Here is a 26,956-nt window from a genome sequence, read left to right as displayed (position 1 = left end):
TTTACTTTGAATCTACGTGGCCGAGGTCTTTGTCTGGAGCAATAATGTTCCGTACTCTTTGCTTCAGAACTTTAGCCTCAGGAAAACCGCCGTCCGCTTTTCTTTCCCAAATCTGTATTCCATTACAAAAGATCTCGAATCGTCCGCCCGTATCAGGGTGCAGACTGACTTGCTCTATCTCTTCACTGAAGGTGTGTAGCAATTCTTGGCACAACCAGCTTGAGCGAAGCATCCAATTACATTGACGGCAATAGTGTATGGTTATCGTTGCTTTCAGTACTGTTGTCGTGGTTGGATTCGATTCTGTATTCATAGTTAATCCTTTTAAATTCTATATCAGCAGCTTGATACCGACGGCAAACGTCAATATTTCAAAAGCGGTTTTGACGAGCTGATTGCTTGAACGGTTGGCAAGAAATGCACCGAGGCTTCCGCCTATAAATGAGCTAAGTAGAAGTATGGGTAGCCACAACCAGTATATCGGAGCACCAGCTTGTACGATTGCGATACCGCCGATGCCATTCCAGAACAGACCAACACATATCATGGTGAGTGCCACGGCCTGCTTATAAGTGAAACCAAACCAGCGAACAAGAAACAAGGTCACTAACAGTCCTGATCCGGCAGTGAGCGAGCCATTGATGATGCCAATCAGCGCAAGCCCAATGCCACCAATAATCCAACCTTTGGTATCTCGGTTTTTGAGTTGTTCCTCTTGTCCCAATTGCTTCTTTAGTCGCGAGTAGACGCCAAGCGCTAAGATCATCGCCCCAAGCAGTTTTTGTGCAATATCATCTGGAATCAGTAACACGATATTTGCCCCAATGACAACGCCGATGCTGCCAACAAGGATCAGATAGCAACAAATTCTCCAACTGAGCGTGCCACCTTTAATATGTGTATAAGCAGCGCCCAAACCTAAAGCGACACTGGCGACTTTGTGTGTTGCTAAGGCGACTGAGAAGGGGAGGCCAAGAAAGATAAGCAGTGGGAATTGAAGTAGCCCAGCACCACCACCCGATAAGGAAGCGAGGGTATTGGCGATCAATGAACCAAAAAAGAGGGCAAGTGAGTTTATCCAATCCATAGAATTTCGTACTTGTAAGTTTTAGATAACAAAAAGGGGCATCATGCCCCTTTTCTATTGGTTTACCGCTTCATGGTATTCAGCTATTGATACACAGTAAACGGCTTTCCAATGTTAGTTTGAAAACAATACGGTTGAACCGTGATTTAAGCTAGTCAGTAGCAGTGCTTTCGGGTTAACGATGTCGATTCGTCGGCTTTGCTCTGCATCCATCTTAATAACCTGAGTGATCAATTCGAGCTGACCTTCCGAAAAATCTTGGCGCTGAGCAGAAGTCACATCTTTAAACTCTGTTGGTGAAACCAATAGGTAGTTGTCATTGATATCCCACTGACCCGTTTCCGAAATGTTGATGACATTCGCAGGCTCAGTTTGAGTACCATACAGTCTAACCACTGACATTCTCAGATATGTACCATTTGGTAGGTATTTCGCATTCGATGACAGCTCAACTTTGCGAAGTGGGCCGATTGAGTCCGCTTGTTTGTTGTCGCTGATCAGAGTGACCATCTTAGATTGCCATTCATGTGCAGTAAGTAGGCGCTCTACTTTTGCATCGCTTCCCCAATATAGCCAACCACTCAAAAATGCAGATAGAACCAGTAAAATAATCGATACTTTTAATTTCATGTTACTGACCACCGTTACAAATGTCGTTTACATCCGACTGGTTTGCATAAATTCTTAGGGTTACATTCTCGCTAGAGTAATCTTGCGGGTGAATGTAGTTGAGGGCAAGGTTGTTGGTTTGTCCACCTGTTGCGATCACTTCAGTCGGCTTGAGCATGCCTGTGTGATTGGTGTTGTAACGTAATACACACTTCTCTATCGCTGGCAGCCAACTGCTAAGATCTGGGTGGTTAACTGGTGATTGAACCTTTACGCCATCCACTTCAGCCAATGTTTTGAACTCGGATTCTGCCGGGTTAGTAAACGTTAAAACCAGAATCGGCATGATGAAAGCAATAAGTAGCAACCAAAACGTTAACCACTTATTTGTGCTTTTAGCTGGAGTTGCAGCAGGAGCTCGTGCTGGTTCAGCTTCGACATTGGTTTCTTGAACCTTTGCTACTGGCTCTGACTCAACCGTTTCAGTGATCGTTTCTTCAGTCGCTGCAGGTGTTGCAAACGTCAAGATAGGTTCTACGTCATTTTCGACAATTTCAGCCGCTACTGGCTGATCATTTGATGAAAGTGGTGCAGAGCGCTCAACGGTCGCAATAAATTGATAACCGCGTTTAGGCACTGTCTTTACGAATTCTGGGGATTTGGTCGAATCTTTCAGCATCTTTCTTAGCGTTGATACTGCTTGCGTTAAGCTAGAGTCATCAACCTCAAAGCCTTGGTCTCGCCAAACATACTCGTGTAATTCATTACGAGTGATAACTTCATTGGGTCTTTCCGACAGCATCAGGAGAATGCGGCTTTCATTGCTGCCAAGGCGTACGACTTCGCCGTCGCTCATTTGGTCAACAAGTGAGTTGCTGTTTGGATCGAAGACAAACCGCTGTGCGAGAATAAACTTTGTGCCGATATTGCTCATTGAATTCTTCTACTTTTGGATGATTTGGGGTGCGAAATAGACAAATCTCAGGTGAAGTTCAGTTAATTCTTCACCAAATCATGGCTTCTTTTATGTTCTTTTATATTTATCAGACTCAAGGATAATAAAAACAGATCAAAAAAACAGTGTTTTTATGATTTTTGACCTTGAATTTACATTTGTCATCCTCATGTTAATGAACATAAGAGTGGCATCAAGTGTTACGCCCCTATGGTTATTCAACATAAAGTATAGATGTTTTGGAGTAAAAATGAGCGAAACGGCAACGCAAAATAAAGAGACTCGTGGCTTTCAATCTGAAGTAAAACAACTACTTCATCTAATGATTCACTCACTGTATTCAAATAAAGAAATCTTCTTACGTGAGCTGATCTCTAACGCATCTGACGCGGCTGACAAGCTTCGTTTCCAAGCCCTATCTAATGGTGACCTTTACCAAGGTGATGCTGATTTAGGTGTAAAACTTTCATTCAATGCTGAAGCAAATACCTTAACGATTTCTGATAACGGTATCGGCATGAGCCGTGACAACGTTATTGAGCATTTAGGTACGATTGCTAAATCAGGCACTGCAGACTTCTTCTCAAAACTGTCTGAAGACCAAAGCAAAGACTCTCAATTGATTGGTCAATTTGGTGTTGGTTTCTACTCAGCATTCATCGTTGCGGACGCGGTAACCGTTCGCACTCGTGCAGCTGGCCTAGCAAACAATGAAGCCGTTCAATGGCACTCTGCTGGCGAAGGCGATTACACCATCGAGGACATCACCAAAGAATCTCGCGGTACTGACATCATTCTTCATATGCGTGAAGACGGTAAAGAGTTCTTAAACGAATGGCGTCTGCGTGAAGTGATTGGTAAGTACTCTGATCACATCGGCATTCCTGTTTCTATCTTCACAGCAGTGAAAGATGACGAAGGTAAAGACACCGAAGAGAAGCATTGGGAACAGATTAACAAGGCGCAAGCGCTTTGGACTCGTAACAAATCTGATATCGAGAAAGAAGAGTACCAAGAGTTCTACAAGCACGTATCTCACGATTTCGCTGATCCACTAACGTGGAGCCACAACAAGGTTGAAGGTAAGAACGACTACACAAGCCTGCTTTACATCCCAGCGAAAGCACCTTGGGATATGATGAACCGTGACCATAAGAGCGGCTTAAAGCTTTATGTACAGCGTGTATTCATCATGGACGATGCTGAACAGTTCATGCCATCTTACATGCGTTTCGTTCGCGGCTTGATTGATTCAAATGATCTGCCTCTGAACGTGTCGCGTGAAATTCTTCAAGATAACAAGGTGACTCAGTCTCTTCGTGGCGCATGTACTAAGCGTGTACTAACTATGCTTGAGCGCATGGCGAAGAACGACAACGACAAGTACCTAGAGTTTTGGAAAGAGTTTGGCCTAGTTATGAAAGAAGGCCCAGCTGAAGACATGGCGAACAAAGAGAAGATCGCGGGTCTACTACGCTTCTCATCAACGGAAGTGGATTCTGCTGAGCAAACTATCAGCCTAGAATCTTACGTTGAGCGCATGAAAGAAGGCCAAGATAAGATCTATTACCTAACAGCAGATAGCTACGCTGCCGCTAAAAACAGCCCGCACTTGGAGCAGTTCAAAGCAAAAGGTATTGAAGTGGTTCTAATGTACGATCGCATTGATGAGTACGTAATGAACTACCTAACTGACTTTGATGGTAAGCAGTTTCAATCGATCACAAAAGCGGGCTTAAACTTAAGCAAGTTTGAAGGTGAAGAAGAGAAAGAGAAGCAAAAAGAGACTGAAGAAGAGTTCAAGTCTGTTGTAGAGCGTACTCAATCTTACCTAGGTGGTCGTGTTAAAGAAGTTCGCACCACATTCAAGCTAGCAACAACACCGGCTGTTGTTGTAACTGACGACTTCGAAATGGGTACGCAAATGGCTAAGCTTCTTGAAGCTGCAGGTCAAGCGGCACCTGAAGTGAAGTACATCTTCGAGATTAACCCTGAGCACGCACTGGTTAAACAGATGGCTGACGAAGCAGACGAGCAAGCGTTTGGTCGTTGGGTTGAGTTGCTACTTGGTCAAGCGATGCTGGCTGAAAAAGGCTCAATGGAAGATCCGTCACAATTCTTGGGTGCAATCAACGAGCTACTGACAAAGCGTTAGTCTTTCGACTTTAGGTTAAGCCAATAATTGTAATAAAAAGCTCGCAAATGCGGGCTTTTTTTATGAACGTCGCTGAAAATCTATTAAACGTGGTCAACGTCACCGTTGTCGTCACAACAAATGTTGCCGATACATTCTTTAGTCGTAAATTCAGCCAAATTGAATATTAATGTGATAGAATGCTCGACCTAATCAGCTGGAGCTAGGAACTCATTCCTTCCAGTTGTATGATTTTTAAACGTTATACCGAAACTTACCGTTTTGCTTCTGTTTACAGTTTTGCTTAACCTCAGCTGTTACCTAACTTTTCCTGTTTATCTTAAGTATGAACGAGGAAGGTGGGATAGTGAGCTTCGGTATAAATCATAATTTTATAAGAGGATTAAACATGCGCATCATTCTTCTAGGTGCTCCTGGCGCGGGTAAAGGTACTCAAGCTAACTTCATCATGAACAAATTTGGTATCCCTCAAATTTCAACTGGTGACATGCTACGTGCTGCTATCAAAGCGGGTACTGAGCTTGGTAAGCAAGCAAAATCAGTAATCGACGCTGGTCAGCTAGTTTCTGATGAAATTATCCTTGGTCTTATCAAAGAGCGTATCGCTCAAGATGACTGTGAGAAAGGTTTCCTACTAGACGGTTTCCCACGCACAATCCCACAAGCTGATGGCCTAAAAGAAATGGGTATCGCTGTTGATTACGTTGTTGAATTCGACGTAGCTGACGATGTGATTGTTGAGCGTATGGCTGGTCGTCGTGCTCACCTTCCTTCAGGCCGTACATACCACACTGTGTACAACCCGCCTAAAGAAGAAGGTAAAGATGACGTAACTGGCGAAGAGCTAGTTGTACGTGATGACGACAAAGAAGAAACAGTTCGTGCACGTCTAGGCGTATACCACGATCAAACAGCTCCGCTTATCTCTTACTACGGTAAAGAAGCTGAAGCAGGCAACACTCAGTACCTTAAGTTTGACGGTACTAAGCAAGTTGCTGAAGTTAGTGCAGAACTTGAGAAAGCACTAGCATAATTGGCTAACAGCCAGTTTTAGAATTTGATATATTGGAAGCGACCTTAAGGGTCGCTTTTTTTGTTTCAATTTTTAGTACGATACCAATCTAGATAATTTGATTGCACATCATTCAAGACGAAACCGTTTTCGATGAAGGTGGCTCACAATCGAGAGTAGATATTGTGATATCCCATTTAAAGAATGATTATTCAGACATTTAGTGGGAAGCAATGATCTTAAACTTATGCAGATTAGTATATTACTTTCCAGAAAAACACATATTGGTCTCAGGTATCTATGGAAAATAATAAAAAGCAGGGCGTTTTACTGGTGAACTTAGGTACGCCAGATTCTGCGACCCCAGCTGGCGTTCGTCGATTTTTGAGTGAGTTCTTGCACGACAAGCGAGTAGTAAACCTAACTCGTTGGCTTTGGTGTCCTATTCTGCATGGGGTGATTCTTCCTATTCGCTCGCCTAAGGTGGCAAAGCTGTATCAGTCGGTTTGGATGGATGATGGCTCACCACTGCTTGTTTACTCGCAAAGACAAGCGGAAAAGCTAGAGAAAAAATTAGAGATGCCGGTTGCATTGGGAATGACCTATGGTAACCCAAGCCTTAAGACGGGTATCGAACAACTGATGGAGCAGGGCGTAGAAGACATTATCGTATTACCTTTATACCCTCAGTACTCAGGCACAACGACAGCCGCCGTTTCTGATGGCTTAACTAAAGCTTTTAAGCAGATGCCTGTAATTCCAAGCTATCGCTTTATTCGTGATTACTACTCACATCCGAGCTATGCCAAAGCACTGGCTGAAAGCGTTCGCAGCCATTGGGATCAAAATGGCAAAGCCGATCACTTGGTTTGTTCGTTCCATGGCATTCCGAAGCGCTTAGCTGATGAAGGCGATATCTACCCACAGCATTGTGAAGCAACGACAAAACTCCTTGCAGCAGAGCTAGGTTTATCTGAAGAAGACATCACTATGACCTACCAATCTCGATTTGGTCGAGAGGAGTGGTTGAAGCCTTACACAGACGAGACGCTAGAATCCCTGCCAGGAAAAGGTATTAAGAAGATTGATATCATGGCTCCTGCATTCTCGGTGGATTGCTTGGAAACATTGGAAGAGATTTCAGACCAGTGTAAAGAGACTTTCATCGAAGCTGGTGGCTCAGACTTTAGCTATATTATGTGTCTTAACGATAGAGACTCGCATATCGACATGATGGCTGAACTGGTAGCACTTCATCGCTAATTGATGTGTCGATTGAATAGATAACAAAAGGGCTGCTCATTGAGCAGCCCTTTTTGATCTTGATGTTTCTTCTTGAAATAGATCTAGATATTAAGCCACAGAGGTTTCTGCTGTCTCAGCTTTTGGCTCTGCTTCAAGCGTCATGTTGGTTTCTACACCGTGCATCCATGATACAAGCTTGCCCGCACAAAGAAGTAGTAATACGCCACTAATTGTTGCTGTAATCGCGATACCACCGAAGATAGACATTGCGCCAAGCTCACCAACGTGAGAACCCACTAGGCCTGCGACGTAGTTTGCAACCGCATTGAAGCCGAACCAAGCACCCATCATTAGTGATGCTAAACGAAGTGGAGCTAGCTTGGTGACCAACGACAGGCCAATAGGCGATAGACAAAGCTCACCAAGAGTATGGAAGAAGAATGCACCCACTAGCCATAACATCGATGTTTTCACTGTTAGGTCGCCACCTTGCTCCATTACCGCGCCCATCATGCACACAAAGCCAAGTGCTAAGAAGAACAACGCCATCGCAAACTTAACCGGTGAGTTTGGTTCACGCTTACCTAGTTTCACCCAAAACGCAGCGATGATCGGTGCAAGTGTAATGATGAAGAATGGGTTTAGAGATTGGAACCAAGCTGCTGGAACTTCAAAACCACCAATCATACGGTCAGTATATTGTTGAGTGTAGATGTTCATTAGGCCGCCAGCTTGTTCAAAGCCAGCCCAGAAAACGATTACGAACAGACCCATAATCAGAATAACTTTTAGTCTGTCGAATTCTTCTTTAGTCAGTGGCGCTTTCTCTTTCGATTTGTTCAGCTCTTTTGCTCGAGCAGCCGCAGGTACAGAGCCGATGTTGCCTAACCAAGATTGAGCCATCGTCATTTGCATGATCAAGCTAATAACCATACCGATACCAGCAGCCAAGAAGCCTGCTTTCCAACCGAATGAATCTACTGCTGCACCCGAAATCAAGCCACCAAGTAGTGCGCCTAAGTTGATGCCCATGTAGAAAATGGTGAAAGCACCATCACGGCGGTTGTCACCTTCTTGATACAAGTCGCCAACCATGGTCGAGATGTTTGGCTTAAACATACCGTTACCACTGATAAGCAGTGCTAAACCAAGGTACAGAGCGTTGACTTGGTCTAAGCCAATAAAACCGTTAGGTAGGGCAAGTGTGAATTGGCCTAGAGCCATTAATACACCACCAATCAGGATCGATTTACGTTGTCCTAGGTAGTTATCGGCAATCCAGCCACCAATTAATGGTGTGATGTAGACTAAACCGGTGTAGATCCCGTAGAGATCGAGTGCGTCTTTTGTTGACCAACCAAGGCCACCATTAAGGGTGGTATCAGTTAAGAATAAAACAAGAATTGCACGCATTGCATAGTAGGAGAAACGTTCCCATAGCTCTGTGCTAAATAGTAGAAATAGGCCTCTAGGGTGGCCAAAGATGTTGTGAGTGCTTGGCATAAGTTTTACTAATTTTAGGTATTAAAAGATTTTATAGTCACTTATGTATACAGAGTGGAATAACCATCTGCAATAGGCGTCTTTTATGGTTACGATAACTAATTTTTTATAAGCTTATGAAAATAAGGGGTTTTCTATGCAATGTCACCCAGATAATGCGTGCTGCAAACTAATTTTCCAGTTTTGAGCTGGACGCATAGTGAGCGTTTTAAAAGAATTACCGAATAATAAAAGTGAAATGCATTGGCTTGTTGTATCGTTTTGATCTTCATAGGGTATGGTGTATTTTATTTGGTCTTGCATACATACGCTTACAAGAATGCGCCTTTTTGTCTGCAAATGATCCCTGTACAATGCTTAACCACTTTTCAGACCTATGACTTTTTGTTGATAAGTTGGTCTGCTACGCATAATTTCTTGCTTAGCAGTCTTCATTTTATTAACGGTGATTAAACCGTTTTAGGCTTGTGGTAAAATGTCCAAAAATAGAAAATGGCTAGTAAAATGAAACGTTGGTATTTGCTCTACTGTAAGCGTGGTGATCAAAAACGCGCTCAACAGCACCTAGAAAATCAGGGGGTAGAGTGCTTTTACCCTCAAATAGAAGTCGAAAAGGTGGTTAGAGGGAAAGAGAAGCAGGTCAAAGAGCCACTGTTCCCGTCTTACATCTTTGTTCGCTTTGACTATGAACAAGGCCCTAGTTTTACGACAGTTCGTTCAACGCGCGGTGTGGTCGACTTTATTAAGTTCGGCGCAAGACCGCATGAAGTCCAAGGTGACTTAGTTTTCGAACTCAAAGAGTTTGAGAAGTGTTGCAGTAACGAAACTGAAGATTGTTGTGTTGAGTTTGAGTCTGGGCAGGTGGTTAAGATTAAGAGTGGCCAGTTCGCTGGCATTGAAGCGATTTTCCATCAGAAAGATGGTGAAGCTCGCTCTATCATGCTCGTAAAAATGATCAGCCAAGTGGTTCCTATCAGTATTGAGAACGAAGCACTGCAAGCTCACGCATAAATACAACAATAAAAAATAGGCTTAAAAATAAAAAGGCGCATCATGCGCCTTTTTTAGTCTTTAGAATTTACCAATCGCTTTAAGCGTTGTAAGCATCGTTGTGAACGGCTTGTACTGCACGGCCAGATGGGTCAACACAGTTTTGGAAAGACTCATCCCATTCGATAGCTTTTGCTGATGAACAAGCCACAGATGGACCACCAGGTACACACTCTGCTGCTGACTCTAGCGGGAACAACTCTTCAAAGATTTCACGGTAAGCGTAACCTTCTTTGGTTGTTGGCGTGTTGTAAGGGAAACGGAACTGAGCTGTTTCCATTTGCTTATCCGTTACTTTCGCTTCGGCAGTTGCCTTCAATGTATCAATCCAATCGTAGCCAACGCCGTCAGAGAATTGCTCTTTTTGACGCCAAGCGATTGAATCTGGTAGGTAGTCTTCAAAACACTCACGTAGGATGTGTTTCTCCATCTTACCGTTACCACACATCTTGTCTTCAGGGTTCAAACGCATTGCCACATCGATGAACTCTTTGTCCAAGAATGGTACACGACCTTCAACGCCCCATGCTGCCAACGATTTGTTCGCACGAGCACAGTCAAACATGTTCAGAGCCAGCAGTTTACGTACTGTTTCTTCGTGGAACTCTTTAGCGTTTGGCGCTTTATGGAAATACAGGTAACCGCCGAAGATTTCATCCGCACCTTCACCTGAAAGTACCATTTTGATGCCCATCGCTTTGATCTTACGAGCTAGCAAGTACATCGGAGTTGATGCACGAATTGTCGTTACATCGTAAGTCTCGATGTGGTAGATAACGTCACGGATTGCGTCTAGGCCTTCCTGAATTGTGTACGTCATCTCGTGGTGCACAGTACCGATCTTGTCAGCCACTTCACGAGCAGCGATAAGATCTGGCGCACCTTCTAAGCCAACAGCAAACGAGTGCAGTTGTGGCCACCAAGCTTCAGATTGCTCATCATCTTCAATACGCATTGCAGCATAACGTTTCGCTACTGCTGAAGTAATTGATGAATCTAGACCACCCGATAGAAGTACACCGTAAGGTACGTCAGTCATTAGTTGGCGTTTAACCGCTGCTTCTAGTGCTTCAGTCAGTTCTTCTTTGCTTGTGCTGTTGCCTTGAACTGCCGCATATTCGTTCCAATCACGAATGTAGTAACGTTGTGGCTCTGCATCTTTAGAAGAGTAGAAGCTACCAGGAGGGAACTCACTGATTGTTTTACATACTGGAACCAGTGCTTTCATTTCTGAAGCAACGTAGTAGTTACCGTGTTCATCGTAGCCTTGGTAAAGCGGGATGATACCGATGTGGTCACGGCCTACTAGGTATTCGTCTTTCTCTTCATCGTATAAAACGAAGGCGAAAATACCGTTAAGTTCTTCTAGTAGGTCGGCACCCATTTCTTGGTACAGCGCAAGAATCACTTCACAGTCAGAATCTGTCTGGAATTGGTACTTGTCTTCGTAGCGTGCACGAAGTTCTTTGTGGTTATAGATTTCGCCGTTTACTGCAAGAATATGCTTTTTATCCTGGCTGTATAGTGGTTGAGCACCACTGTTTAAACCAACGATAGCTAAACGCTCGTGAGCAAGGATTGCTTTTTCACCAGCATAAATACCAGACCAGTCAGGACCGCGGTGACGAAGCTTTTTAGACATTTCTAAAGCAATTGGGCGAAGTGCTGCGGCATCACTTTTAATGTCGAGAATGCCAAATACTGAACACATAGAACTTCCTTTTAAATAATTTCTAAATCAACTGTATTCAATTTGCCATTCTGGCTAAAAAAAGCAACCGGATGTAAGCAAAAAAATAATATAAAGGGGGTTATGTTAGAAATTATCTAATTATTGATTGGTTTTGGTGTTTGATATTTAATTGCAGTTGGTTTTTTATACGAAAACCTCTCAAAAGTGCAAAAATTCGCAATTTTGAGAGGCTTTGAAGAGGGCGTTTTAGGTTAGATTTTATTGATGTTTGGGTTTAACTGTTCACATACGTGACGAGCAAAACCACTACCGGCTTCGCTATAAATGTTAAATGCCGCATCAACACCGTTTTCTTTGAGCGTTTCGAGTTGATCCGGATATTCAGCAATCGCCGCAATTTGACCTTTGAAGTTTCGAGATTTCAACTGGTCTAAAGCAGTTTGGTTACCTTGGTGGTGAGGCATCGCCAAGATCACTAATTTTACATTGGCGGTATCTAAGATGCGTTCCCAGAAGTCCGGGTCAGTCGCGTCGCCAGAAATCACGTTTCTGCCATGACTTCTGTGGTTGTGTGCTGCTTCTTCACGAACTTCGACACCTAGGCTGACTTTGCCATAGCGAGAGCGTAATTCGTCATAAGCACCAGTACCAATTCGGCCCATACCAAGAATAAGCACTTGTGCTCGACCTGGGTCAATTCGTTTATCACGTTGATTAAGCTTTTCTGACGCATGCTCTTTCAGCCATTTACCTGACTGCTGATAAAGCTTGTGACCAGCTCGGTTTAAAGGTGCAGCGATTAAGAACGAGAGTGAAACCGCAATGGCTACCGCAACTAGGATATCGCCCGACATCCAACCCATCTTGAAGGCAAGACCACCAACGATGAGGCCAAATTCGCTGTAGTTAAACAGTGATAATGAGGCGAGTAGAGACGTTCGAACACGGAACTTGAAACGGTTGAGCACCAAGAAGTAGAGAACACCTTTCACTGGCAGCATCAGCAAGAACAAGATTGCAAGCATAAAGCCTTGAATGGTTGGTTGCTCTGACAAACCAATGTTCAAGAAGAAACAGACAAGGAAAAGCTCTTTAAGATTAAACAGCGATTTTGATAACTCTGAGGCTTTTGGGTGACCAGCAAGTAACATACCTAGAACAAGAGCACCCAGATCTGGTTTCACACCAACCAAATGGAATAAACCAGCACCGACGACTAATGCGAAGAAGATGCCGGACAGAACCAGCATCTCGCCGTGACCAACCCAATCGAGCACCTTGTAGAACAGTGGGCGTAATAAAGGCAGGGCAAACAGAGCAATCGCATACCACTCAGGTATTTTGCCGGTAGAAGCCGTTAGGAATACGACGGCAAAGATATCCTGCATGACCAAGATACCAATCGCCAACGTTCCGTAAGTCGCATTCATCTCACCTTTCTCTTGCAGAGTCTTAACCGCAAATACCGTACTTGAGAAGGAAAGAGCAAAACCGAGCAGAACGATCTGTTCTACCGACATGGCGGCCAACGATGAAATGCCTAAGAACTTAAAACCAAACAGGGCGGCGGCGAAAAACAGAGTGGACAAAAGGTTGTGGATTGTCGCGCCAGCCCAGATCTCTTTAGAGAGTAGGGTTTTGATGTCGAGTTTTAAGCCGATAGTAAATAGAAGCAGTGTGACACCAAGGTCAGCTAAAGTAATGATGGTGTCGTTGGTTTCAAAGCCAAAGGCAAAAAGCCCAAAGCCTGCAACCAAAAAACCAACTAATGGGGGAAGGTGACACTTTAAAGCAATAAATCCTGCGATAAACGCAGTGGATATTAATATAAGTTCCATAACTTGTTGTTGTAGTTCCCTAGCTTAAAAAAACGGGCCGTGTTTATACAAACACGGCCCGCGGAAAATCAGAATTATTTTTCTTTAATCTTCGAGAAGCTTCTGCAGCAACACACCGTTGAGCATGGCGCGCTTAATCATGGCAAAAGCTCCCATCGTAGGATGTTTATCGATCTGTGATGCTACAATAGGCAGGCCGCTATGGAAAGTCGTTAACGACTGATTCTCTACATTGCGCTTAATTGCAGGGAAAACAATCTCTTGTGCCTTCGTAATATCACCCGCGATGATAACTTTTTGAGGGTTAAATAAGTTAATCGTCATAGCGATCGCCTTACCTAATTGGTTTCCTACTCGAACTAAGCTTTGTTTCGCCAGTTCGTCACCATTGATTGCATGGTCACACACATCTTGAATCGTAATACGGTCAAGCTCTGTTAAAGAAGACTCATAGCCTTGTTTAATCAACTTTTGAACTCGTTCAACGATAGCCGGGTTTGCTGCTACGGTTTCAAGACAACCGAAGTTACCGCATTGGCATTGCTCGCCTAGCGGATCGATTTGGATGTGACCAATCTCACCTACGTTGCGGTTGTGACCTAAGAAAACCTGACCATTCACGATAATACCTGCGCCGGTACCACGGTGAACACTCACTAAAATAGAGTCTTGGCTGTCTTTACTTGCGCCGAAGTAGTGTTCAGCAAGCGCCATTCCGCGAACATCGTTACCCACAAAACAAGCGACATGGAATGTGTCGCGAATAATGTCGCTTAAAGCTAGGTTATCGATGTCTGTGTTTGGCATGTACTCAACAACACCAGTCGTTGGGTTAACCAAGCCTGGAAGAGTAACGCCAATAGCAATCAGCTGATCGATCTTTGGTTGGTGCTCAGCAATGAAAGCCTTCAAATTATTAACCAAGCCTTGGGTAAGGTCTGATTGGTCTGAATAATTCAGGTCTTGCTGTTGGAAAGCCAGTTCACGACCGCCAAGGTCATGAAGGCTTATTTGAATATAGTCTCGGCCTAAGCGCACTGCGACAGAATGAAAAGGTTCCACTTCTGTGGTTAGGGAGATAGCGCGTCTACCGCCAGTAGACGCTTGCTGCGCAACCTCTTTGATTAGGCCGCGCTCTAAAAGTTGGCGGGTAATTTTTGTAACACTTGCCGGTGCGAGTTGGCTTACATCAGCCACTTGTATACGACTGATAGGCCCTTGTTGGTCTATTAGTCGGTATACCGCCGCACTGTTTAGTTGTTTAACTAAGTCTACGTTACCTATTTGTCCGCCATTCATACTTAATTGTGCTCGTATTGTCCATTAACAACAGTCGCTTTAACGTTAAAGTCTCGGTCAAATACAGCTAGGTTTGCAACCATGCCTTTTTTGATTCGACCTAGCTTGCTTTCTACACCGATAGCCGTAGCTGGGTATAGCGTAGCCATGCGAAGAGCTTCGTCTAAAGCGATACCAGCGTGCTCAACTGTATTCTGAACTGCTTCAATCATAGTCAGAGCTGAGCCGCCCAGTGTGCCGTTTTCATCAACACACTTACCATCCCGGTAATATACTTTCTTACCGACAAAAATAAAGTATTCCATGTCAGCACCTGCAGGAGCTGTGGCGTCCGTCACTAATACGAGCTTTTCTCCCTTGATTTTGTGCGCAATTCGAATGTTTGCGTAATCAACGTGGAAGCCATCGGCGATGATACCTGCGTATACTTCTGGTGTATCGTAAATCGCGCCAACAACGCCTGGCTCGCGGCCAACCATAGGTGTCATTGCATTGAATAGGTGAGTCGCGAAAGTAATACCAGATTCAAAACCTTGACGTGCTTCTGCATAAGTTGCGTTGGTGTGGCCAATAGAAACCACCACGCCCGCTTTCTGAAGACGTTCAATGTGTTCAGGATCGTTAAGTTCAGGCGCCAAAGTTACTTTTGCAACAAGGTCGCTGTTTTCACAGATAAGCTCAATCATCTCGTTATCAGATTTACGAATGTGATCGACGCTGTGAATGCCTTTTTTCGCAACGTTTAGGTACGGACCTTCAAGGTGAAGACCTAAAGACTGGTTTTGGTACTGATTGTGGTATTCACGAGCTGCCGTGATAACTGCACGCATATCTTCGTCTGAAGAGGTGATAAGCGTAGGCAGGAAGCTAGTACAGCCTGATTTCAGGTTTGCTTTGTGCATGATCTGCATAGTGTTTGCAGTGATCTCATCGTTCAGCATTACACCACCACAACCATTCAGTTGTAGGTCAATGAAACCTGGGCTTAGGTTTGCTCCGTCTAGGTTGCGAACCTCAATTCCTTCTGGCAATTCAGATATAGGGCAGACTTTTTTGATCAGTTCGTTTTCGATTACTACAGCATGATCGGTCAGAACATCACTACCAGTGTAAATTTTACAGTTACTTAGCGCGTACATAGTCAGCTAATCCTTATTTCGTGAGATCTTTAAAAATTCTTCGTTACCTAAATGGGTACTTAGTTTGCGAGCATCATTTACGTAACGATTTATCTTTTATGGGCAAACGGCTTCAAAATGGGAAGCGATTTTAAGTGTTTGAAAAATATGTGAACAATTCATTTTATTTATAAGTTTAGGCCAAGTGTTATCAGTGTTTTATCTGGCATTGCTTGCCTCAAATAACCCGTTGTTAGCCCAAACATTAGATCTAGATTTTATCTATAAATGTTCATTTTTTTGAATGATAAAATAAGTTTTATGATCTCGCTAGCAAAAACCTCTGGATTTGGTAAAAACTGGTGATTACGATCACAAATGGTAAGGTTTTAATTTGCGGAGCAAAATTAATTGAATACACTGAATAGGACTAAATTGAGCGACTAAAATAAGTTTCTCAAACGAATTCTAAAAAATCCTATAGGGGGAAACAACTGGTGAATATTCTAGGATATGCACAGAAGCTGGGTAAGGCATTAATGCTACCTATCGCAACGCTTCCGATTGCGGCGCTTCTATTACGTTTAGGTCAAGGCGATCTACTTGATATTCCATTTATGGCGCAAGCTGGTGGTGCTATCTTCGGTAACCTACCATTGCTATTTGGTCTAGGTATCGCGATTGGTCTTTCTAAAGACGGTAACGGCGCAGCAGGTCTTGCTGGTGCAGTTGCTTACTTCGTATTAACAGCTACAGCAACGACAATTAACGCAGACGTTAACATGTCATTCTTCGGCGGTATCTTCGCAGGTATCATCGCAGGTCACTCTTACAACGCTTTCCACGCTACACGCCTTCCTGAGTGGCTGGCATTCTTCGCGGGTAAACGTTTAGTACCTATCATGGCCGGTCTATTTGCACTTGTTGCAGGTGCTGTGTCTGGTGTGGTTTGGCCTGGTGTTCAATCTGGTCTAGACGCACTGGCTCACGCAGTATCAACGTCTGGCGCTATCGGTCAATTCGTTTACGGTACTCTTAACCGTGCACTTATCCCTGTAGGTCTACACCACGTATTGAACTCATACTTCTGGTTCGGTATGGGTACATGTCAAGAAATCATCGTTGCTGGTCAAGGCGCATTCGCTAACATCACTCAACTTTGTGTTGACCCATCACTAGCTAAAACTCTAGTTGTTGGTCAAGAGCACACATTCACATTCGCTAACTCTGTAACTCCAGAAATTACTACTGTAGTTAAAGAAGTGACTGAAACTGTTAAATCTGGCGACCTACACCGTTTCTTCGGTGGCGATAAAGGCGCTGGCGTATTCATGAACGGTTTCTTCCCAGTAATGATGTTCGGTCTACCAGGTGCTGCACTTGCAATGTACCTAGCAGCTCCTGCTGAAAAACGCAGCCAAGTTGGTGGCGCACTATTCTCAGTAGCATTCTGTTCATTCCTAACAGGTATCACAGAGCCGCTAGAATTCATGTTCGTATTCCTAGCTCCTGCTCTATACGCAATGCACGCTGTATTCACTGGTCTGTCTCTAGTTGTTGCTAACATGTTTGGTACTCTGCACGGTTTCGGTTTCTCTGCTGGTCTAATCGACTTCGTATTGAACTGGGGTCTAGCAACTAAACCATTCGTACTACTACTAATCGGTCTAGGCTTCGGTGCTCTATACTTCTTCACTTTCTCTTTCGCAATCCGCGCTTTCAACCTGAAATCGCCAGGTCGTGAAGATGATGACGAAGCTGCTGCAGCTCCTGCTGGTGAAGCTCCAAAAGGCGACCTTGCACGTCAATACCTGAAAGCTCTAGGTGGTCACGACAACCTAACTTCAATCGACGCTTGTATCACTCGTCTACGTCTAACTCTTAAAGACCGCTCTGTTGCAGATGAAGTTGTTCTTAAGAAACTAGGTGCTAAAGGTGTGGTTAAACTAGGTGAAAACAACCTACAGGTTATCCTAGGCCCACTAGCTGAAATCGTAGCTGGCGAAATGAAAGCTATCGGTGCAGGTGAAGACCTATCTGATGTAAAACTTCCATAGTAAGGGAAGTACTTAACTAAGACGTAAAGTTACTCTTAAGTAAGTTTCAAATTGAAAGCCTCCCACATGGGAGGCTTTTTTGTGACTGCCGTTTAAGGCCAGCGAACACGGTTCGTTCTATTCTTCATCGAATAGCAGAAATAATCGCAATTAACGGACGGTTCTTATTGTGCAAAGGCGAAGAATTGTGGATGATTAGCAACAATGATCTTTCTATCTTTGACTTGCGCTATAAGCGCCCGTTTTCTTGGAGATGAAAGATAACTTTCTCTGACAATACTAAATACATAGAGGTGCTATAGATGAGTGAAGCTGAGGCTCGTCCATCGAATTTCATTCGCCAAATTATCGATAAAGATTTAGCGGATGGTACACACAGTAGCGTGCATACTCGTTTCCCGCCGGAGCCGAACGGCTACCTGCACATTGGTCACGCTAAATCTATTTGCTTGAATTTTGGTATTGCTCAGGACTACCAGGGACAATGTAATCTTCGTTTCGATGATACAAACCCTGAAAAAGAAGACGTTGAATACGTTGAGTCAATTAAGAATGATGTAAGCTGGTTAGGCTTTGAATGGTCTGGTGACATTTGTTACTCATCAAACTACTTCGATACGCTTTACGCTTATGCTGTGGAATTAATTAATAAAGGCTTAGCGTACGTTGACGAGCTAAGTCCTGAGCAGATCCGTGAATACCGTGGCACGCTAAAAGAGCCAGGTAAAGCGAGCCCGTACCGTGACCGTAGCCCAGAAGAGAACCTAGCGTTATTTGAAAAAATGCGTGATGGTGGCTTTGAAGAAGGTAAAGCGTGTCTACGTGCTAAGATCGACATGAGCTCTTCATTCATGGTGATGCGCGATCCTGTTATCTACCGTGTTCGTTTTGCTCACCACCATCAGACGGGTGACAAGTGGTGCATTTACCCAATGTACGACTTTACTCACTGTATCTCTGATGCGTTAGAAGGTATTACGCACTCTATATGTACGCTTGAATTCCAAGACAACCGTCGTTTGTACGATTGGGTTCTAGATAACATCACGATCGATTGCCAACCTCGTCAGTACGAGTTTAGCCGTCTGAATCTTGAATACACAGTGATGTCTAAGCGTAAGCTGAACCAACTTGTGGTTGAAAACCTAGTTCAAGGTTGGGATGACCCACGTATGCCTACTATCTCTGGTCTACGTCGTCGTGGTTTCACTTCTGCGTCTATCCGTGAATTCTGTAAGCGTATCGGTGTGACGAAACAAGAGAACATGATTGAATTCGGTTCACTTGAGTCTTGTATCCGTGACGATCTAAACGAAAATGCACCTCGTGCAATGGCCGTTCTGGATCCAGTTAAGATCGTGATTGAAAACTACGATGCGGATAAAGTAGAGACACTAACGGTTGCTAACCACCCGAACAAACCTGAAATGGGCACTCGTGAAGTACCATTTACTCGTGAAGTGTGGATTGAGCGTGATGACTTCCGTGAAGAAGCAAACAAGAAATACAAGCGTTTGGTTCTAGGTAAAGAAGTTCGTCTACGTGGTGCTTACGTGATTAAAGCTGAGCGTATCGAGAAAGATGCGGAAGGCAACATTACGACTATCTTCTGTTCTTACGACAACGAAACACTAGGTAAGAACCCTGCTGATGGCCGTAAAGTGAAAGGTGTTATCCACTGGGTATCTGCTGATAAAGCACTGCCTGCTGAGATTCGTCTATACGATCGTCTATTCACTGTGGCAAATCCAGCCGCAGCTGATGACTTTGCAGCAACGCTTAACCCTGAGTCGCTTGTTACGCTAAACGGTTTTGTTGAGCCTAGCCTAGCGGAAGGTGCAGCAGAGCAAGCATACCAGTTTGAACGTACAGGTTACTTCTGCGTAGATTCGAAAGACTCTAAAGCAGACGCGCTAGTGTTCAACCGTACGGTTGGTCTACGTGATACTTGGGGTAAAACTGAAGCTTAATGCTTGAGTGTTTAGCTTGTTAAAAGTAACCCAATAAAAAACCGGCCTAGAGCCGGTTTTTTTGTGTTTGAATAATATCGGATATTTTTACTTATATAGTGACGATATAAAAAACGCCGGCCTAAGCCAGCGTTTAGTATTACTTCTTCGGTTTGTGTGCGTCAGGGTTACCTTTGCAATCACCGGTAATACTTTTTCCGTACAAGTATAAACTGTGGTTAGTCAGTTTCACGTTGTAACGTTCTGCGATTTCTTTCTGTCTCTCTTCGATGATGTCATCAGAGAATTCGATAACTTCGCCACAATCTAGACATACTAGATGATCGTGGTGGTGCTGTGTTGAAAGTTCAAATACAGACTTACCACCTTCGAAGTGGTGGCGAGTTACAATGCCAGCGTCATCGAATTGGTTTAATACTCGATAAACGGTCGCAAGTCCGATCTCTTCACCTAAGTCGATCAGCTTTTTATATAAATCTTCAGCACTAATATGTTGGCAGTCTGGTTGTTGTAATACTTCTAAAATTTTGAGCCTTGGGAGGGTCACTTTAAGACCAGCATCTTTTAGCGCTTGATTATTGTCTGACATATACTTTCCTGTTGATGATCTGCAGCAATTAACAGAATTCAATATTAATACCATTATAGTTTAGTCAGGCATAACAATAAACCACGAACTTCAAAGGGTTACTAATCGACATCACAATCTGTTTTGTAAATTGGAAGTATCTCACTTATAGTGGAGGTACGACCAGTCAAGGTGGCGGTAATTCTAATATGAACACGGAATGTTGTTATGAATAAGCAACTTGCAAAAATATACAAACCAAACATCGTAAAATTCGCTCTTAATATCTGGCCTCCGTTCTGGGGAGCGGGCATCAAGATAGCGCATATAAGTTCAGACTTCAGGGTAGTAAAGACGGTGCTGAAGCTACGTTGGTGGAACAAAAATGCCAATCGCACTCAATATGGCGGCAGTATCTTTTCCCTGACGGATCCGGTTTACTCATTGATGTTAATGGGAATTTTGGGTGAGCGATATTATGTTTGGGACAAGGAAGCGAGCATTAATTTTATCAAACCTGGTCAATCTGACTTGTATGCAGATTTCGAAATAAGCCAAGGGCAACTGGATGAGATCTATCGTCAGACACAGCTCGGTGAGAAGTGTTTTCCTGAGTTTATTATCTATGTCAAAGATAAGCAGGGAAATGTGGTATCAGAAATTCAGCGTACGCTTTATGTAAGAAAGAAGCCGCAATTTAGAGATGATGATGAAGCACTAGAAGCTGAGTGTTAATTGGTCACCATTGAATAGCAAAAAACCTCCCAAAAGGAGGTTTTTTCATATCTACATAGTTGCCATTAATTGTAACAATTAACAACCGCTAGAGAATTAGTCTTCTAGCTCTGCTAGGCACATTTCTTCGTGGATTTGTTTAACCCAGTTAGATACACGCTCATCAGTTAGCTCAGGTTGACGATCTTCATCGATACATAGACCAACGAATTGGCTGTCATCGCCTTCAACTAAACCTTTCGATGCTTCGAATTCGTAGCCTTCAGTTGATGTGTAACCTAAGATAGTACCGCCTTTCGCTTCAACGATGTCACGGATAGTACCCATAGCATCACAGAAGTATTCTGCGTAATCTTCTTGGTCGCCACAACCAAAGATAGCAACAAGCTTAGTTGAGAAATCAATAGCTTCTAGCTCAGGGAAGAAGTCATCCCAATCACATTGTGCTTCACCGTAGTACCACGTAGGGATACCAAGCAGCAGTAGATCGAAGTTATCGATATCTTCTTTGCTACTTTTTGCAATGTCTTGAACGTGAACGAGCTGCTTGCTCAATTGCTTTTGAATCATCTTAGCAACAGCTTCAGTGTTACCTGTATCGCTACCAAAGAAGAGACCTACACTTGCCATAGAATCATTACCTTTCATTTTGTCTGTTGTCGGTGTAATAAAGTTCGGAAGGGAATCGTTAGATCCCGGTTCCTTCCCAGCTTAGTTGGATTATCCCTTTGGCGATAAAACCTGCACAGCCAAGGAAAAGTACTAACCACACAATGCGACGACCAAATGGAGGAACATTTCCTTGCTTGAGAACGTCCTTAATTGCCATACCGATTAAAAAGAAAATCGCGGCAAATAGGAGATCTAAACCAACAGATTCAATGATGTTCATGTAGTCGTAAAGCATGGGAACCTTATATACCAATTTTGCTTGGGCGCACTATATCACTGTTGCGAGATAAAGTTAATGTGCAGTGATTACTCAGCTCTCATTTATCTGCATGAAAAAGCGTGCTTAAGCGATGAATTTTCGAATTGCTCTGAGTACTTCTGCTGGCTTTTCTGCGTGTAGCCAGTGACCCGTATTCGCAATGACGTGCGCCTTTGCGTTAGAAAATTGCTGCTGAACCGCGGTTTGGTGTTCAGCCGTGAGATAGTCAGAGTCCCCACCTTTTATTAGCAAGGTTTTGACCGAGGTTTTGTCGATCGGTTCCCAGCCAATGATGTGCGCGTAATTGGCGAGCAGGGATGCGACGTTAAAGCGCCACTCCATGATGCCTTGCCCTGATTTGAACAAAGATTTGGTCAAGAACTGGCGAACCCCATCAATCTCGATATGTTTTGCGAGAACCTTTAGCGCCTCTGAGCGAGAGGTTGGTTGTTCTGCGATCACGGCTTGCAGGCCAGCGAATACGTTATCGTGACGGCTCTGGGTGTAGGCGACCGGAGCCATGTCCAGTACAACCAACTTACGCAGTTCGAGATGTTGGGTTAGCGCCATCGCGACTTTGCCACCCATAGAGTGACCAATCACAGTCACATCTTCTAACTCAAGATCATTCAGCAGTTGAGCTACATCTTGTGCCATCGCTTGATAGTTGTGAGTGTCACTATGGAAAGATTGACCGTGGTTACGTAGATCGATACTAAGCACTTGATGATCGGCTTTTAGATCCCTAGCGAGCAAGCCAAGGTTGTCCAGATTACCGAATAATCCATGGATCAAAACAATGGTGTGACCCTCACCTTCAATTTTATAGTTGAGCTGTACTGACATTTTTATCTTATTCATGGTGGGTTTGACGTAGAGTATCCGCGCGGATCTCGCTATAATCCCCCAGAGTTTAAACATTGAGATTGTGAAAAGCGAATGAAAACAATTGAGGTTGATGAGGACCTATACCGTTTTATTGCGGGTCAGACAGAACGTATTGGCGAAAGCGCTTCAGATATTCTGCGCCGCTTGTTACAGGTTGATAGCCAAGGCATGGTTCCGATCGAAGAGATCGTTGAGCCAAAAGGTATCGTTGTTAGCAAAGAGGTAGGCTTTACTCCAGAGAAATTCGATGGCGTTAAAGAGATGCGCTCACTACTAATATCAGATGAGTTTGCATCACTAAAGAAAGCCATTGATCGTTTCATGCTTGTGTTGTCAACACTGCATAAAATCGACCCTTTAAGCTTTTCAGAAGCAACTCAAGTAAAAGGCCGTAAACGTGTTTACTTTGCAGACAACGAAGCGACGTTGCTAGCAAACGGTAACACCACTAAGCCTAAAGCTATTCCACAAAGTCCTTTTTGGGTTATTACTAATAATAATACAAGCCGTAAAAGACAGATGGTTGAGCAGCTTATGAGCCGCATGAGTTTCCAAGCAGAATTGATAGAAAAAGTAACAGGTTCAATTTAACGAAATCTGATTTAAACCTCATAATATCCATGGATAAGAAGATATTATGAGGTTTTTTTTGTTTTTAAATTTTATATATAAGGATGTCGAAAAATGGCTATGCACCCTCGTGCTGGGCAAAAAGCTCAGCAGGAAGATCTTCATAATATTCCGGCTTTAGTGGCTAACTATTTCTTACAGCAACCGGATGCTACCAACCCAGATCACAAAGTACTGTTCGGTACTTCAGGTCACCGTGGTACAGCAGACAAATCAACATTTAACGAAAACCACATTCTAGCGATTGCACAAGCAGTGGCTGAGGTTCGTGCCGAGCAGGGTACAACAGGTCCACTTTTCTTAGGTAAAGATACTCACGCTCTATCTGAGCCTGCGTTCTCTACGGTTATCGAAGTGCTTGTAGCGAACGGTGTTGAAGTTATTATTCAAGAAAACAATGGCTTTACTCCAACCCCGGGTATCTCGCACGCGATTCTTACGCACAACCTAGTGAATGATAAGAAAGCTGACGGCATTGTTATCACGCCTTCGCATAACCCACCACAAGACGGCGGTATTAAATACAACCCGACACACGGTGGCCCTGCTGAAGCTGAATTGACTCAAGCGATTGAAGACCGTGCGAACGTGATCATTGCTGAGCAAATGCAAGGTGTTAAGCGCACTCCTATCGCACAAGCTAAACAGTCTGAGTTAGTGAAAGAAGTGGATCTGGTTGCTCCATACGTTGCTGATTTGGTTAACGTGGTTGATATGGAAGCGATCCAGAAAGCAAACATCAAGATTGGTGTTGATCCACTGGGTGGCAGCGGTATCGATTACTGGCGCCAAATTGGTAAAGCGTACAACCTAGATCTTACTCTGGTAAGTGAAGCGGTTGACCCTTCTTTCCAATTCATGTCTCTAGATAAAGATGGTGTTGTTCGTATGGACTGTTCTTCTCCATACGCGATGGCAGGCCTACTGGCTCTTAAAGACGAGTATGCACTAGCGTTTGGTAACGACCCTGATTACGATCGTCACGGCATTGTTACGCCAAAAGGCCTAATGAATCCAAACCACTTCCTAGCAGTTTGTATCGACTACTTATACCGTAACCGTGAAGGTTGGGGCAAAGACGTTGCTGTTGGTAAAACCCTGGTATCAAGTGCATTGATTGACCGTGTCGTTGCAGACTTAGGTCGCGAACTTTGTGAAGTGCCAGTTGGTTTCAAATGGTTTGTTGATGGCTTATACAACGGTCAGTTTGGTTTCGGCGGCGAAGAGAGTGCGGGTGCATCTTTCTTACGTAAAGATGGAACGCCTTGGTCAACAGATAAAGATGGCCTAATTCTTTGCCTGCTTGCGGCTGAGATCACAGCGGTAACGGGTAAGAACCCACAAGAATACTACGAAGAGCTTGCTGCTAAACACGGTGAATCTAAGTACAACCGTATTCAAGCGGTAGCAAATGGCGCGCAAAAAGACGTGCTGAAGAAGCTGTCTCCAGAGATGGTTTCTGCTGAAACTCTTGCTGGCGATGCGATTACTGCTCGCTTAACGCATGCTCCAGGTAATGGCGCTGCGATTGGTGGCCTTAAAGTGACAACTGAGAACGGTTGGTTTGCTGCTCGTCCATCAGGCACTGAAGACATCTACAAGATCTACTGTGAAAGCTTTAAAGGTGAAGAGCACCTAAAAGCAATTGAAGCGGAAGCTCAAGAGATTGTTAACCAAGTATTTGCAGCCGCTGGCCTATAATCGAACCTCGATTACTAGGGTTGCTACGTAAATAGAAGAAGGGTTGATGTGAAAGCATCAGCCCTTTTTATTTGTCTATGAATAAGTGGCAAGACAAAGTAAGTTCAATGACGAATGGATTAGCCATGTGGCCAGCTTTGCGGCATTACAAACCAGAATTGACCGGACTGGGTTTGTCCATGAACAAAGCGATCACCAAACTCAGTAATGGGGTTACTGCTAAAATCATCTGTCCCAGCTGCCCATTGTTCTTTGGTGAGAGGGTAGAGTGCTTCAGTGATTAGATGAGCTTGGTTTTGATAGCACCAAAAACCGTTTACTTGGCTTGGATTAATGTCGTAACCCAAACATGTAGTAGGCACGTTTTGTTCTAAGAATGGGTTGGTATATAGGCGACCTTGCATCAGAAGATGTTTTGAGTCGACTTCGATCTCTGGATACTGCTCAATAAAGGCGGCTGAAGATGACATTCCAAGCTGGTGGCTGAGCATTCTATCGAGCTTCTTATCCAATTGATCATGGGAGTTGGGCCCAAACCATGTTTGCTCATGAAGTAGGTAAAATTTAATCGCGACTTCCCAGTGTTCTAACTTTTGACTGTTTGCATCTTCGAGAATAAAGTCGATAGCGCCTAGTGTTCTACCCTCAACATTAATCTGAATCTCATCGTGCTTGATTGAATAATTATCCGAAGCAGTGATGACTTGTTCACATAGGTGTTGGTAGAGGAAGCCTAATCTAGGATTACCATTATAAGCATGTGATGCGTCGAGCGCTTGGTGGCTTGAGAATACACCGAGATCAGAAATGGGTGGCTTGATTTCCAGTAGTGGTGGTGAGCCAATCACCCATTGGTAAAAACGTTGCAGTTCAGTCATCGGTTCCTCGTAAACTTTAGTCATCTGTTCTTAATAAACAGAGGGCAGGGCTTTCGACATTCTACCCGTAAATTGATATAACGACGTTATTATAAAGGTAAGCTGGAAATAAAAATGAATAACTTACAATTAGAAAAGCTACTGAACGAAAAGCTGCAGCCACAGCAGATTAAAGATTACTGTCCTAATGGCCTTCAAGTCGAAGGTGCTTCTGAAGTGAAGCGCATCGTTACTGGTGTAACAGCTTCTCAAGCGCTGATTGACAAAGCGGTAGAATTGAACGCCGATGCTTTATTGGTTCATCACGGTTTCTTTTGGAAAGGCGAGTCAGAGGCAATTCGTGGCATGAAGGGCAAGCGCATTCGTACTCTGATTAAGAATGATATCAACCTGTTAGGTTATCACTTACCTCTCGATATCCACCCTGAACTTGGTAACAACGCTAAGCTTGCTGAACTGCTTGATATTGAAGTAGAAGGTGGCTTGGAAGGGCACCCGCAATCGGTTGCAATGTTTGGTAAGTTGAAAACACCAATGACAGGTGCTGAGTTTGCCGAAAAAATTGATCAAGTGTTGAATCGTAAGCCGCTACACATTGCTCCTGAGAACGCCGATAAAATGATTCAAACAGTTGGTTGGTGTACTGGCGGCGGTCAAGACTACATTGAGCTTGCTGCCTCTCAAGGTATCGATGCGTTTATCTCTGGTGAAATTTCTGAGCGCACAACCTATTCAGCGCGTGAGCAAGACATTCATTATTTTTCAGCAGGGCACCACGCAACAGAACGTTATGGCGTGAAAGCGCTGGGTGAGTGGTTAGCAAAAGAACACGGCTTGGATGTTGAGTTTATCGATATCGATAACCCAGTTTAAGAACAGATGCTAGATGAGGGATACGAGTAAAATAGCATTCGTCATTCCCTAGACTGACGAAGGAGGGAGTAGGGAATCTCTTTGGGCTATCTACTCGTTGAATGAGATCCCCAACTCGCTCGTCCCTCGCTCTCGGGGATGACGGCATAGTTTGTTTCTAT

Annotated in this window: 24 protein-coding genes; 10 read left to right on the top strand and 14 right to left on the bottom strand. The window is 43.9% G+C overall.

The window, feature by feature from the left end:
• Position 1 precedes the first annotated feature (1 nt).
• From OCV12_RS11905 to OCV12_RS11890, 4 genes are all read right to left on the bottom strand, one after another.
• A complete protein-coding gene (locus OCV12_RS11905) occupies positions 2-313 on the bottom strand; it encodes a SelT/SelW/SelH family protein (protein ID WP_261884730.1) in 312 nt (103 codons plus the stop codon).
• 18 nt (positions 314-331) lie between these two features.
• Positions 332-1,087: a sulfite exporter TauE/SafE family protein gene (locus OCV12_RS11900; RefSeq protein ID WP_239828777.1), complete on the bottom strand. Its 756-nt coding sequence runs from the start codon at positions 1,085-1,087 to the stop codon at positions 332-334.
• Positions 1,088-1,201: 114 nt separating this feature from the next.
• The gene (locus OCV12_RS11895) at positions 1,202-1,717 is read right to left on the bottom strand and encodes a regulatory protein ToxS (protein ID WP_017629605.1); all 516 of its coding nucleotides are present in this window, start codon (positions 1,715-1,717) and stop codon (positions 1,202-1,204) included.
• A gap of 1 nt (position 1,718) precedes the next feature.
• On the bottom strand, positions 1,719-2,630 hold the full coding sequence (locus OCV12_RS11890; protein ID WP_261884729.1) for a winged helix-turn-helix domain-containing protein: 912 nt from the start codon (positions 2,628-2,630) through the stop codon (positions 1,719-1,721).
• A 271-nt stretch (positions 2,631-2,901) separates the two neighbouring features.
• On the opposite strand from OCV12_RS11890, the gene htpG reads away from it, so the two are divergent.
• The 3 genes from htpG (at position 2,902) to hemH (ending at position 7,081) form a co-directional block, all read left to right on the top strand.
• Entirely contained in the window at positions 2,902-4,806 is a 1,905-nt protein-coding gene (htpG, locus tag OCV12_RS11885; RefSeq protein ID WP_261884728.1) for a molecular chaperone HtpG, read from the top strand.
• Between the two features lie 388 nt (positions 4,807-5,194).
• Positions 5,195-5,839 (top strand): adenylate kinase, encoded by a 645-nt coding sequence (adk, locus tag OCV12_RS11880; protein ID WP_048660860.1) that lies wholly within the window; start codon positions 5,195-5,197, stop codon positions 5,837-5,839.
• A gap of 279 nt (positions 5,840-6,118) precedes the next feature.
• Positions 6,119-7,081, top strand: coding sequence for a ferrochelatase (gene hemH, locus OCV12_RS11875; RefSeq protein ID WP_017629609.1), 963 nt, complete (start codon positions 6,119-6,121; stop codon positions 7,079-7,081).
• Between the two features lie 90 nt (positions 7,082-7,171).
• On the opposite strand, the gene OCV12_RS11870 is transcribed toward hemH, so the two are convergent.
• Positions 7,172-8,566, bottom strand: a complete 1,395-nt coding sequence (locus OCV12_RS11870) for a peptide MFS transporter (protein WP_017629610.1) — start codon at positions 8,564-8,566, stop codon at positions 7,172-7,174.
• A gap of 504 nt (positions 8,567-9,070) precedes the next feature.
• On the opposite strand from OCV12_RS11870, the gene rfaH reads away from it, so the two are divergent.
• Positions 9,071-9,577, top strand: coding sequence for a transcription/translation regulatory transformer protein RfaH (gene rfaH, locus OCV12_RS11865; RefSeq protein ID WP_176680254.1), 507 nt, complete (start codon positions 9,071-9,073; stop codon positions 9,575-9,577).
• A gap of 79 nt (positions 9,578-9,656) precedes the next feature.
• Here rfaH and asnB read toward each other — a convergent pair whose 3' ends face one another.
• The 4 genes from asnB to nagA all read right to left on the bottom strand — a co-directional run bounded on the left by asnB (position 9,657) and on the right by nagA (position 15,585).
• A complete protein-coding gene (asnB, locus tag OCV12_RS11860) occupies positions 9,657-11,327 on the bottom strand; it encodes an asparagine synthase B (protein WP_017629612.1) in 1,671 nt (556 codons plus the stop codon).
• Between the two features lie 233 nt (positions 11,328-11,560).
• The gene (locus OCV12_RS11855; protein ID WP_261884727.1) at positions 11,561-13,147 is read right to left on the bottom strand and encodes a cation:proton antiporter family protein; all 1,587 of its coding nucleotides are present in this window, start codon (positions 13,145-13,147) and stop codon (positions 11,561-11,563) included.
• 84 nt (positions 13,148-13,231) lie between these two features.
• Entirely contained in the window at positions 13,232-14,446 is a 1,215-nt protein-coding gene (gene nagC / locus OCV12_RS11850; protein ID WP_017629614.1) for a DNA-binding transcriptional regulator NagC, read from the bottom strand.
• Positions 14,447-14,448: 2 nt separating this feature from the next.
• Complete coding sequence (nagA, locus tag OCV12_RS11845; RefSeq protein WP_261884726.1) at positions 14,449-15,585, bottom strand: N-acetylglucosamine-6-phosphate deacetylase; 1,137 nt, start codon at positions 15,583-15,585, stop codon at positions 14,449-14,451.
• Between the two features lie 518 nt (positions 15,586-16,103).
• Between nagA and nagE the strand changes: the two genes are divergently transcribed.
• Both nagE and glnS read left to right on the top strand, forming a co-directional pair.
• The gene (gene nagE / locus OCV12_RS11840; RefSeq protein WP_017630058.1) at positions 16,104-17,621 is read left to right on the top strand and encodes an N-acetylglucosamine-specific PTS transporter subunit IIBC; all 1,518 of its coding nucleotides are present in this window, start codon (positions 16,104-16,106) and stop codon (positions 17,619-17,621) included.
• A gap of 302 nt (positions 17,622-17,923) precedes the next feature.
• Complete coding sequence (gene glnS / locus OCV12_RS11835; protein WP_176680251.1) at positions 17,924-19,591, top strand: glutamine--tRNA ligase; 1,668 nt, start codon at positions 17,924-17,926, stop codon at positions 19,589-19,591.
• Between the two features lie 139 nt (positions 19,592-19,730).
• On the opposite strand, the gene fcrX is transcribed toward glnS, so the two are convergent.
• Positions 19,731-20,180 carry a ferric iron uptake transcriptional regulator FcrX gene (gene fcrX / locus OCV12_RS11830; RefSeq protein ID WP_017630056.1) on the bottom strand — a complete coding sequence of 150 codons (450 nt, stop codon included), beginning with the start codon at positions 20,178-20,180 and terminating at the stop codon, positions 19,731-19,733.
• A gap of 207 nt (positions 20,181-20,387) precedes the next feature.
• On the opposite strand from fcrX, the gene OCV12_RS11825 reads away from it, so the two are divergent.
• Entirely contained in the window at positions 20,388-20,894 is a 507-nt protein-coding gene (locus OCV12_RS11825) for a DUF4442 domain-containing protein (protein WP_004737898.1), read from the top strand.
• Between the two features lie 96 nt (positions 20,895-20,990).
• On the opposite strand, the gene fldA is transcribed toward OCV12_RS11825, so the two are convergent.
• From fldA to OCV12_RS11810, 3 genes are all read right to left on the bottom strand, one after another.
• Complete coding sequence (gene fldA / locus OCV12_RS11820; RefSeq protein ID WP_004737899.1) at positions 20,991-21,524, bottom strand: flavodoxin FldA; 534 nt, start codon at positions 21,522-21,524, stop codon at positions 20,991-20,993.
• A gap of 58 nt (positions 21,525-21,582) precedes the next feature.
• Complete coding sequence (locus OCV12_RS11815; protein WP_004737900.1) at positions 21,583-21,801, bottom strand: DUF2788 domain-containing protein; 219 nt, start codon at positions 21,799-21,801, stop codon at positions 21,583-21,585.
• Between the two features lie 108 nt (positions 21,802-21,909).
• Positions 21,910-22,671 (bottom strand): alpha/beta fold hydrolase, encoded by a 762-nt coding sequence (locus OCV12_RS11810; RefSeq protein ID WP_261885957.1) that lies wholly within the window; start codon positions 22,669-22,671, stop codon positions 21,910-21,912.
• Positions 22,672-22,764: 93 nt separating this feature from the next.
• On the opposite strand from OCV12_RS11810, the gene seqA reads away from it, so the two are divergent.
• Together seqA and pgm are read left to right on the top strand one after the other, a co-directional pair.
• Complete coding sequence (gene seqA / locus OCV12_RS11805; RefSeq protein WP_017630054.1) at positions 22,765-23,304, top strand: replication initiation negative regulator SeqA; 540 nt, start codon at positions 22,765-22,767, stop codon at positions 23,302-23,304.
• Positions 23,305-23,397: 93 nt separating this feature from the next.
• A complete protein-coding gene (pgm, locus tag OCV12_RS11800; protein ID WP_019820492.1) occupies positions 23,398-25,044 on the top strand; it encodes a phosphoglucomutase (alpha-D-glucose-1,6-bisphosphate-dependent) in 1,647 nt (548 codons plus the stop codon).
• Positions 25,045-25,163: 119 nt separating this feature from the next.
• On the opposite strand, the gene OCV12_RS11795 is transcribed toward pgm, so the two are convergent.
• Positions 25,164-25,922, bottom strand: coding sequence for a DUF1853 family protein (locus tag OCV12_RS11795; protein ID WP_261884725.1), 759 nt, complete (start codon positions 25,920-25,922; stop codon positions 25,164-25,166).
• Between the two features lie 114 nt (positions 25,923-26,036).
• Here OCV12_RS11795 and OCV12_RS11790 point away from each other — a divergent pair, with 114 nt between their 5' ends.
• A complete protein-coding gene (locus OCV12_RS11790) occupies positions 26,037-26,795 on the top strand; it encodes a Nif3-like dinuclear metal center hexameric protein (protein ID WP_261884724.1) in 759 nt (252 codons plus the stop codon).
• Positions 26,796-26,956 lie beyond the last annotated feature (161 nt).

It is taken from the genome of Vibrio pomeroyi (assembly GCF_024347595.1).
GTDB classification, from domain to species: Bacteria; Pseudomonadota; Gammaproteobacteria; order Enterobacterales; family Vibrionaceae; genus Vibrio; species Vibrio pomeroyi.
Note: the sequence above shows the minus strand (reverse complement) of the source record. Positions and strands in the feature narration are given on the sequence as shown.